9 protein-coding genes are annotated in these 9,163 nt (G+C 72.1%); 4 read left to right on the top strand and 5 right to left on the bottom strand.

What is annotated here, in order from left to right; genetic code table 11:
- The 5 genes from ABT057_RS46120 to ABT057_RS46100 all read right to left on the bottom strand — a co-directional run.
- Positions 1-692: ABC transporter substrate-binding protein (locus ABT057_RS46120; protein ID WP_352350828.1), on the bottom strand; the 692-nt coding region annotated here is incomplete at its 3' end.
- 94 nt (positions 693-786) lie between these two features.
- Entirely contained in the window at positions 787-1,548 is a 762-nt protein-coding gene (locus ABT057_RS46115; protein ID WP_352350826.1) for a DeoR/GlpR family DNA-binding transcription regulator, read from the bottom strand.
- 329 nt (positions 1,549-1,877) lie between these two features.
- The gene (locus ABT057_RS46110) at positions 1,878-2,906 is read right to left on the bottom strand and encodes an NAD(P)/FAD-dependent oxidoreductase (RefSeq protein ID WP_352350824.1); all 1,029 of its coding nucleotides are present in this window, start codon (positions 2,904-2,906) and stop codon (positions 1,878-1,880) included.
- Positions 2,891-3,439 carry an isoprenylcysteine carboxyl methyltransferase family protein gene (locus tag ABT057_RS46105; protein WP_352350822.1) on the bottom strand — a complete coding sequence of 183 codons (549 nt, stop codon included), beginning with the start codon at positions 3,437-3,439 and terminating at the stop codon, positions 2,891-2,893. Before ABT057_RS46105 ends, ABT057_RS46110 begins: the two co-directional genes overlap by 16 nt.
- A 7-nt stretch (positions 3,440-3,446) precedes the next feature.
- Positions 3,447-4,523 (bottom strand): type III polyketide synthase, encoded by a 1,077-nt coding sequence (locus ABT057_RS46100; protein ID WP_352350820.1) that lies wholly within the window; start codon positions 4,521-4,523, stop codon positions 3,447-3,449.
- Positions 4,524-4,795: 272 nt separating this feature from the next.
- On the opposite strand from ABT057_RS46100, the gene ABT057_RS46095 reads away from it, so the two are divergent.
- From ABT057_RS46095 to ABT057_RS46080, 4 genes are all read left to right on the top strand, one after another.
- The gene (locus ABT057_RS46095; RefSeq protein ID WP_352350818.1) at positions 4,796-5,674 is read left to right on the top strand and encodes a UbiA family prenyltransferase; all 879 of its coding nucleotides are present in this window, start codon (positions 4,796-4,798) and stop codon (positions 5,672-5,674) included.
- A 200-nt stretch (positions 5,675-5,874) separates the two neighbouring features.
- The gene (locus tag ABT057_RS46090; RefSeq protein ID WP_352350816.1) at positions 5,875-6,417 is read left to right on the top strand and encodes a COG4315 family predicted lipoprotein; all 543 of its coding nucleotides are present in this window, start codon (positions 5,875-5,877) and stop codon (positions 6,415-6,417) included.
- Between the two features lie 447 nt (positions 6,418-6,864).
- Positions 6,865-7,809 (top strand): ABC transporter ATP-binding protein, encoded by a 945-nt coding sequence (locus ABT057_RS46085; protein WP_352350814.1) that lies wholly within the window; start codon positions 6,865-6,867, stop codon positions 7,807-7,809.
- A complete protein-coding gene (locus ABT057_RS46080; protein WP_352350812.1) occupies positions 7,806-9,161 on the top strand; it encodes an ABC transporter permease in 1,356 nt (451 codons plus the stop codon). The genes ABT057_RS46085 and ABT057_RS46080 overlap by 4 nt, the downstream gene beginning before the upstream one ends.
- Positions 9,162-9,163 lie beyond the last annotated feature (2 nt).

The raw sequence follows: 9,163 nt of genomic DNA, 5'->3' as shown, positions 1-9,163 counted from the left end.
ACCTGGGCCTTCCAGTCCTTGGTGAACCAGGTGCCGCCGAAGGTGTTGACCACACTCGTCAGCGGCGCCCCGAGCTCACCCCAGCCGGCCAGACCTCGCAGACAGATGCCCTTCATCCCGGGCTCGGCACCGTCGACCTTGGCCGCGATGTCGGCGATCTGCTGCCACGTCGGATGCTCGGGCACCGTGACACCCTTCGCCGTCATGACGTCCTTGTTGTACATCAGCATCGAGGACTCGCCGTAGAACGGCATCGCATACAGCTTGCCGTCGGAACCCGACAGCGACTGCACCATCGGCTTGAGCAGGTCGGCCTTGTCGAAGCCCGTGTCCTTGTCGGCGTAGGAGCCGAGCTCGTGCAGCCAGCCGTTCTTCGTCCAGATGGGCACCTCGTAGGCGCCGATCGTGGCCACGTCGTACTGACCGGCCTGGGTGGCGATGTCCTGGGTGACCTTGTCGCGCAGCTCGTTCTCGGGAAGCACCGTGAAGTTCACCTTGATCCCGGTGTCCTTCGTGAACGTGCTCTTCGTCAGCTTCGCGATGTCCTCCATCTGCGGATTGCCGACCATCAGCACATTGATGCTCTTGCCACCACCCGAGGACCCGCCGGCTCCGGCTCCGGAACAGGCGACCAGCAACGAACCGGCGGTCGCGGCCGTGATGAGGGCATGGGTCGTTCTCCGTGCGTGCATGACTGACTCCAGGAGGTGTTTCGAGGGCGTGGGGAACCAGGCCCCCGGGCTCGCGGGGGTGGCGTGAGGGCGGGATACGGGGGTGGGACGCGGCTCAGGCCCGGATGACCTCGGGGCCCAGCAGTGAGTAGCGGTGGGCCTCGGAGGCGGCCAGACCTGTGTCGGTGACGATCGCCTCGAACTCGGTGACCTCCGCGAAGCGGCAGAAGCTGACGGCACCGAACTTCGTGTGGACTCCGGAGAACACCCGGCGCCTGGCGACCCTCATGACCTGGGCCTTGACCTCGCTCACGCCGGGGTCGGGGGTGGTGAGTCCGTATTCGCGGGAGATGCCGTTGGCACCGACGTACGCCAGGTCGATGACGAAGCCGGACAGCATACGGGTCGCCCAGTGGTCGACCGTGGCCAGCGTGCCGCCACGCACCCGACCGCCGAGCAGCAGCACGGTGATGTTCTCGGCCGAGGCCAGGTCACCCGCGGTGGCCAGGGAGGAGGTGACCACGGTCAGTGGCCGGTCACGAGGGAGAGCGGCGGCGATGAGTTGTGGGGTGTAGCCCTCGTCGATGAAGACGGTCTCGGCGTCGCCGAGCAGTTCGGTCGCGGCGGCCGCGATCCGGGACTTCTCGGGGACGTGCATGGTGGTGCGGAAGGCGAGCGTGGTCTCGAAGCCCGCGCTCTCCACGGGATGGGCACCGCCATGGGTGCGGCGCACCAGCCCGTGCCCCTCCAGGACGTTCAGATCCCGCCTCACGGTCTCCTTGGAGACCCCGAGGTCGGCGGCGAGCTTTCCGACGTCCACGGATCCGGTACGGCGTGCCGCCTCCAGGATTCCGCGTCTTCGCTCATCGGTGTCCACGGCGACACCTCCGTTCCACGGCTCCACGCGGGTGTGCCCGCGCCGGTGTTTTCCGGTGGCCCTGCCCGTTCGGGCGTCCGGTGGCTAATTTCTACAAGCAGGCCGCCCCGCTGACCAGGTTCGCCGTAAAGCACTTCATGACCGATTTTGCCCGTTTTCCGGAGCCGCGAGTCCCTGGACCATGCGGGGGAACGACTCCGCGTGGGGAAGGTCGCCGCCCGCTTGCCCAGCGGGTGTGCCCGTTCGCCGCCCGTTTCCACGCCGTGGGATGCCCGTCGGTCCGGCCGGCGCGCCGGTGTGGGCGATGAGCCCGCCGCGGGGCCGCCTCTTCATGCCAGGCCGTTGACCAGCCCGGTGAACAGGGACGGCAGGCGTACGGCGGTGGGGACGATCAGGCGGGCGAGCCGGGGGCGGGCGCGGAGTCGTACCAGGGTGTCGGTGAGCAGGCGGTGACGGCGTGAGGCCCGGCGCCAGGCGTGTTCGTAGTCGTGGGGCCGGTCGCCTCGGACGCAGCGGACGAGCTGGGCGGCACCGGCCAGGGCGAGGGAGATGCCCTCTCCGGTGAGCGCGTCGACGTATCCGGCGGCGTCGCCCACCAGCAGGACCCGGCCGGCCACCCGGTCGCTGACCCGTTGCCGCAGCGGTCCCGCGCCGCGGACGGCCGAGGAGGCGTGTGCGGGCAGGCGGGCGGCCAGCGACGGGAAGCCGGCGAGCTGCACGTCGAACGGTGCCCGCTCGCCGGTCAGGATGGCCACGCCGAGCAGCTCGGGCCCCAGCGGGGTGACGTAGGCCTCGGCCCGCGCGGACCAGTGGACCTCGACGTGGTCGGTCCAGGGCGCGACGGTGAAGTGTCTGCGCAGCCCGTAGCGGGGCGGGCGCGAGTCGGGCAGGTCCAGGCCGAGACGTCGGCGCACGGGCGAGTGCAGGCCGTCGGCGGCGGCGAGGTAACGGGCGGTCAGCCCGGACACGGTGACGCCGTCGGCGTCCTGCCGGAGCGTCACCGCATCGGCTTTGACCGGGTGCACCGGTACGCCCAGCTGGGCGGCCCGCCGGGCCAGAGCCGCGTGCAGGTCCGTACGCCGCACGCCCAGGCCGGGTCCGTGGCGGAAGCCCGCCTCGGCGTGCCGGGCGTCGTCCTCGGCGTCGAGGTAGCGGATGCCGCGCAGAGGGTGCCCGGGCGGGGCGACGCCCAGTTCGGCGAGGGCCTGCACCGCGCCCGGCATCAGCCCTTCGCCGCAGGCCTTGTCGACCGGCGTCGGCCGGGGTTCGGCCACGGCCACGTCGAGTCCGGCGCGTGCGGCGTGGATCGCGGTGGCGAGTCCGGCCGGCCCGCCGCCGACGATCAGCAGGTCGAGCACGGCGGGGTCGCGGGCGCAGGAGGCGGGGCGGACCGGGCCAGTGCCGCGTTCTCGCAGCGGAGCCGGACGGTCAGGAGCGGCAGGTTGAGCAGGGTGAAACCGGCCGCGGTCAGCCATGCCCCGTGGACCAGCGGCAGGGCGAGTCCCTCCACGACCACGGCCAGGTAGTTGGGGTGGCGCAGCAGCCGGTAGGGGCCGGCGCCGACCAGCGGCAGGCCGGGCACCACGATGACGCGGGTGTTCCAGCGCGGTCCGAGGGTGCTGATGCACCACCAGCGCAGCGCCTGCGCCCCGAGCGCGAGGGCCAGCATCGGCCAGCCGAGCAGCGGCAGGAAGGGCCGCGGGGCGAGCTGGGTCTCGGCGAGGCAGCCGGCCAGCAGTCCGGTGTGCAGGGCGACCATCGCCGGGTAGTGGCCGTCCCCGTACGCCACGCCGCCGTGCGCGCGGCTCCAGGAGGCGTTGCGGCGCGCGACGACGAGCTCGGCGACCCGCTCGGCCGCCACCAGCAGGATCAGCGTGGTGTATCCGGTCATCCGTCACCTACCAGCGCAGAAGCACGAGTTCGGAACTGAAGCCCGGTCCGAGCGCCAGCAGCAGGCCGGGGGTGCCGGCCGGGGGCGGGCGCAGGACCAGGGTGTCGCGCAGGATGTGCAGCACGGAGGCGGAGGAGAGGTTGCCGACGCGGGCGAGCGAGCGCCAGGTCAGCTCCAGCGAGTCGGGCCCGAGGCCGAGTGTCTCGCGGAGCGCCTCCAGCACCTTGGGGCCGCCGGGATGGCAGACCCAGCCGGTGATGTCGTCCGGCTTGAGGTCGTGTGCGGCCAGGAAGGAGCGCACCTCCTCGCCCAGGTGGAGCCGGACCAGTTCCGGCAGTTCGGCGCCGAGCACGATCGTGAAACCGCTGTCGCCGATGTCCCAGCCCAGGACGTCCTCGGTGCCCGGGTACAGACGGCCGCGGGTGGCCACCACCCGGGGTCCGGCGTACTCCCGGACGCGGGGGTGGTTCCGGCCGACGGCGACCAGCGCGGCGGCTCCGTCGCCGAAGAGCGAGCCTGCCACGACGCTCTGCACGGAGGTGTCGCCGCGCCGCAGGGTGAGGGAGCACAGCTCGACCGAGAGCAGCACCGCGACCTGGTCCGGGTGGCCCTGCAGATAGTCGTGGACCCTGGCCAGCCCGGCGGCGCCGGCGGCACAGCCCAGCCCGAAGACCGGCACGCGCTTCACGTCCGGCCGCAGCCCCAGGCGCCCGGCGAGCCGGGCCTCCAGTGACGGGGCCGCGATACCGGTGACCGAGGTGGCGAAGACGAGGTCCACGTCGGGCGGGACGAGCCCGGCCTGGTCCAGGGCGGCTCGCAGTGCCTCCTCGCCGAGCCGCAGGCCCTCCTCGATGAACAGGTCGTTGGCCTGGCCGAAGCCGTCCAGCAGGGCGTACCGCTCCAGCGGGAGGGCCAGGTGGCGGGTGCGGACACAGGCCGTGGCGTGCAGCCGGTCCAGCACGCCGCGGTCCCGCTCCGGGGCACCGGCTCCGGGAAGGGACATCGCCGCGAGCGCATCGGTGATCTCGCGCTGGTGGTAGCGGTGGGCCGGCAGCACTCCCTGGACAGCCGCGATACACGTCATTCGGTAAGAATAGGGACGATCATTAAGAATCCTCCCAATACCTGCATCACTGGCATTTCGCGCGTGTGGCGACAGAGGGTGCGGGCCGGCCGCGCCCAAGGGCTGTCCCGTGATCCCCGGCGGGCGCGCGACGACAGCTACGACACCTCGCCGCATTGTCGGAACATCCGCATACATCCAGTATGCGGACGTCCCTCCGCCTTGCGATGCACCGCATCTGACGCCGCGCGCTGATCCACCGGGGATCACGGGACAGCCCTTAGCATTCGGGCGTGCACAGCGTGGAAACCTCGGCAGCCCCGGCCACGGCAGGGCCTCGCCGCCGCGGGCCCGGGCGCTCCGTCGGCCTGCTGCTGGCCTGCCACCCCGCGCCCACGGCGGCCGTGACGGCGGTGGTCACCGCGCTGGCCGCCGCGTCCGGGCGGGGCGGCGCCGGTGTCATGCTGATCGCGGCGGCGGTGCTCACCGGGCAGCTGTCGGTGGGCTGGAGCAACGACCTGATCGACGCCGGCCGGGACGTGGCCGCCGCCCGCCAGGACAAGCCCCTGGCGACCGGCGCGGTCTCCGCGCGGGCGGTGACGGCCGCGGCGGGCTGTGCCCTCGCCGCCTGTGTGCCGCTCTCCCTCGCGAACGGGTGGCAGGCGGGAAGCGCGCATCTGGCCGGTGTGGCCGCGGCCTGGGGGTACAACCTCGGCGTCAAGCGCACCGTCTGGTCGTGGCTGCCGTACGCGGTCGCCTTCGGGCTGCTCCCCGCGTTCGTCACCCTCTCCCTGCCGGGTACCCCGTGGCCGCACTGGTGGGCGTCGGCCGGCGCCGCGTTGCTGGGGGTGGGCGCCCACGCCGCGAACGTCCTGCCGGACATCGACGACGACCTGGCGGCGGACATCCGCGGCCTGCCCCAACGCGGTGGCCGCCGCGGCGCGCGGACGCTGGCGGCGGTGGCGCCGGCCGCGGGCTCGGCCGTGCTGGTCCTGGGCCCGGCGGGACCCGTCGGCGTCCCCGCGCGGGCCGGGCTCGCGGCGGCCTGCGCACTCTCGCTCACCGTCGCCCTGTGGCCGGCCGGGCGGAGCCGGGCCCCCTTTCTCGCCTGCCTGGTGCTGGCCGCCTCCGATGTCGCCCTGCTGCTCCTGCGCGGCGCGCGTCTCGCGTGACGCGTGACGCGGCATCGCCCCGGTGGTGTGCGGAGGGCGCCACGGGCCGCCTCCGCGCACCGGCGACACGGACAGGCCCACAAGTGAACTAAACGGGACGAAACTGCGTATAGAAGTACAGACCCGCCCAGTGGCGGGCCGGTGGGCCAGCCCTTCCGCACCCGTCGCGGCAGGGAATTCCAGCGGAAAGAAGAACAGCCATGAACCGCGCCGCCGCCATCGCCGCGGCCGCGACCGCCGTCGCGGCCTTCGCCGCCGGATGCGGAAGCTCCGGCACCAACAGCTCCACCAACAGCTCATCGTCTCCGCCCAGCAGCTCGGCGCCCGTCACCGGCGGATCAGGCACGCTGCGGGCACACGACTCCCCCCTCGGCCGGATCCTCGTCGACGGATCCGGCCGGACGCTGTACCTGTTCCAGGCCGACAGCGGCACCACCTCGAACTGTTACGGCTCCTGCGCCCAGGCCTGGCCGCCCGACACCACCACCGGCCGCCCCAGCACCCAAGGCCTGAACGCGACCATGGTCGGCACCACCCCCCGGAAGGACCACACCACCCAGGTCACCTACAACGGCCACCCCCTCTACCGCTTCTCCCAGGACGCGCGGCCCGGCGACATCACGGGCCAGGGCAGCACGGCCTTCGGAGGCGCCTGGTACGTGGTCAGCCCCGGCGGCACCCCGGTCACCGGCAGCGCCCCCAGCCCCTCCTCGAGCGACTCGGGAGGCGGCTACGGCTACTGACCCGCCGGTCGCGACCCTCCTGCCCAAGGACTGAACGGAGACCGTTCACCTGAGGGCCGACCAGACGTACGCGGATGCCTGGGCGGTCGCACACGCCGCCTCAAGAGCGGCCGCCCCGAGCCGGCCACCCCGGCACGGTAATTAGAACGGACTCGACAGGTCCGAGCTTTGCTCAATTCTGGCTCATTGCTGGCCGATTCGTGCATCCGGATTTACTGACGCCTTACCCTGACAATGCTCGACCGATGCCGCCGTTCGCGGTCACGGATATCCGACGGTCCGAGTGATCCGCGATCCGAACATCGACAGGTGCGGATCATTTCAGCAGTTCAACGACGTTGATGCGGCCGGCTCTTCTCCCGTTCCATCAATGTTCAATTCGCCGTTCCCGTCTGCGCTTTATGCAGTCCCTAGGGTCCCTGAAGGCTTCACGAAAGCAGGGGACCCATGGACACACTCCTTTCAGTCCGGGCGCGCGGGATCACCAAATGTTTCGGCGACGTCGTCGCACTCGACGAAATCGACCTCGATGTGATGCCGGGTCGGATACACGGTCTGGTCGGACCGAACGGCGCCGGCAAGACGACGTTGCTCGGGCTCCTGCTGGGCCTGGTCGTCGCCGACAGCGGCCGGCTGGAAATCCTGGGAACGCCGGTCGGCCGGACGCTCACCGCTCCAGACGGTGTCGCCGGCTTCGTGGACGGGCCCGGGCTCTACCCCTCGCTCACCGCCCGGCAGAACCTCGCCGCCCTGGCCGCTCTGCGCGGCGGCGACGCGCGGACAGCGGGAATCGACGAGGTGCTCGACCAGGTCGGGCTCACCGATGTCGCCGACGACCGGGCCCGCGGTTTCTCCCTGGGCATGCGCCAGCGGCTCGGGCTCGCCGCGGCCCTGCTCACCAAGCCCCGGCTGCTCGTCCTCGACGAGCCTTCCAACGGCCTCGACCCGGCCGGCAAAAGGCACGTGCACGGTGTCCTCGGGCGGCTCGCGGCCGACGGAACAGGCGTCGTGCTCTCGAGCCACCGTATGGACGACCTGGAGGCGCTGTGCTCCGAGGTCACGATCCTCGCGACCGGACGGGTGGTGTTCTCCGGGCCGCTCCGCAAGCTGGCCGCCGAGAACCGTGAGCTGGACTACCGGTTGCTCACCTCCGACGGACAGGCAGCCCTCCGGGTGGCCGCCGCCACGGAGGGCATCCATCTCGTCGACGACGCCGGCGTACGGCACGGCCTCGTCGAGGGGATCGTCGTACGCGCGCAGGTGCCCGCTCTCGACGAACTGGTGGCGCGACTCGTCCACGCGGGCATCGCGGTGCGCGAGCTCACCCCCGTGGTGTCGCCGCTGGAGGCCGCCTTCCTCGCGCTCACCGAGCGGCAGGAGGCGGGCAGATGACCGCGACCGTCGTCGACGACCGCGCCGCCGCCCGCCGGGTCCCGGTGTCGCGCTGCTACCGCTTCGAGCTGGTCAAGCTGGTCTCGCAGTGGCGGATCCGCTTCCTCGTCCTCGCCTGCTGGATCGCACCGGGGCTCTTCGTCGCCGCGGTGAGCGAGCAGAGCACGCTCCCCTCCGACACCCTCTTCGGACGCTGGATGCACGCCACGGGGTGGGCCGGACCGCTGGTGATGCTCGGTTTCGCGGGCACCTGGGCGCTCCCGCTGCTGATCTCGGTGGTCGCCGGTGACGTGTTCGCCTCCGAGGACCGGCTCGGCACCTGGCGCCATCTGCTCGTCGCGGTCCGGTCGCCGCGACGGATCTTCGCGGCCAAGGCACTGGCCGGCCTCAGCGTCATTCTGCTGCTCGTGGCCGGGCTGGCCTGTTCCAGCACGGCCGGCGGGGTCCTGGCGGTCGGCAACCGGCCGCTGGTCGGCCTCGACGGCCATCTGCTGGCGCCGGCGGACGCCGCCGGGAAGGTCCTCCTCGCCTGGGTCTGCGTGCTCGCCCCGACCCTGGCCCTGGCCGCGATCGGAGTCCTCGGATCGGTCGCGCTCGGACGGTCCCCGATGGGACTGCTGCTGCCGGCGCTCGTCGCGTTCGCGATGCAGGTCGCCCAGATGCTGCCGCTGCCCGTCGCCGTCCGCCTCGCCCTGCCCGGCTACGCCTTCATCGCCTGGAACGGCCTGTTCACCAGCCCGGCACAGACCCGCCCGCTCCTGATCGGCATCGTTGTCGGCCTGGCATGGGCGGTGCTCGCGACCACCCTGGCCTGTCTGCTCTTCCTGCGCCGCGACTTCACCGACGTGGCCTACGACGGCTCGGGGCACCGCGCGATCACCCTCGGACTCCTGCCGCTCGCCGGACTGGTCGCCCTCACGGTCACGGTCGTCGCCGTGGCGATTCCGTCCAGGGGTTCCGGAATCCGGCAGGACAAGGTGCAGCGGTCGCTCGCCACGGCATTCGCCCACCTCTACCGCCTGCAGACCGAGCAGCTCCACCGTCCCGCCGTGACCGAGGCGCGTCTGCGGGCCACGGCGGCGTGCACCAAGAGCGCCGACCACGGCGCCCAGGAGGGGCCGGGCAACGACTGGCGTTGCGTCGTGTCCTGGCGTCTTCCCGGCGTCTCGGTCGCGGGGACCGCCGTCTACCAGCTCGACATCGGCTCGGACGGGCGGTTCGTGGCCGACGGCGACGGTCCGAAGGAAGTCAACGGCTACTTCCTGGTGCGGACTTCGACCGGGGACACCCCGAACCCGCTCTGGCAGTTCGACGGCGACGTCGAACTGCTCGACACCACCTCGGAGGGATAATT

Source organism: Streptomyces sp. NPDC002588, from assembly GCF_040295925.1.
Taxonomy (GTDB): domain Bacteria; phylum Actinomycetota; class Actinomycetes; order Streptomycetales; family Streptomycetaceae; genus Streptomyces.
Note: the sequence above shows the minus strand (reverse complement) of the source record. Positions and strands in the feature narration are given on the sequence as shown.

Bases quoted from the DNA above. Each gene is read 5' to 3' on its own strand.
- ABT057_RS46105 (WP_352350822.1), bottom strand. From the start codon at position 3,439: ATGACCGGATACACCACGCTGATCCTGCTGGTGGCGGCCGAGCGGGTC.
- ABT057_RS46100 (WP_352350820.1), bottom strand. From the start codon at position 4,523: ATGACGTGTATCGCGGCTGTCCAGGGAGTGCTGCCGGCCCACCGCTAC.
- ABT057_RS46090 (WP_352350816.1), top strand. From the start codon at position 5,875: ATGAACCGCGCCGCCGCCATCGCCGCGGCCGCGACCGCCGTCGCGGCC.
- ABT057_RS46085 (WP_352350814.1), top strand. From the start codon at position 6,865: ATGGACACACTCCTTTCAGTCCGGGCGCGCGGGATCACCAAATGTTTC.
- ABT057_RS46080 (WP_352350812.1), top strand. From the start codon at position 7,806: ATGACCGCGACCGTCGTCGACGACCGCGCCGCCGCCCGCCGGGTCCCG.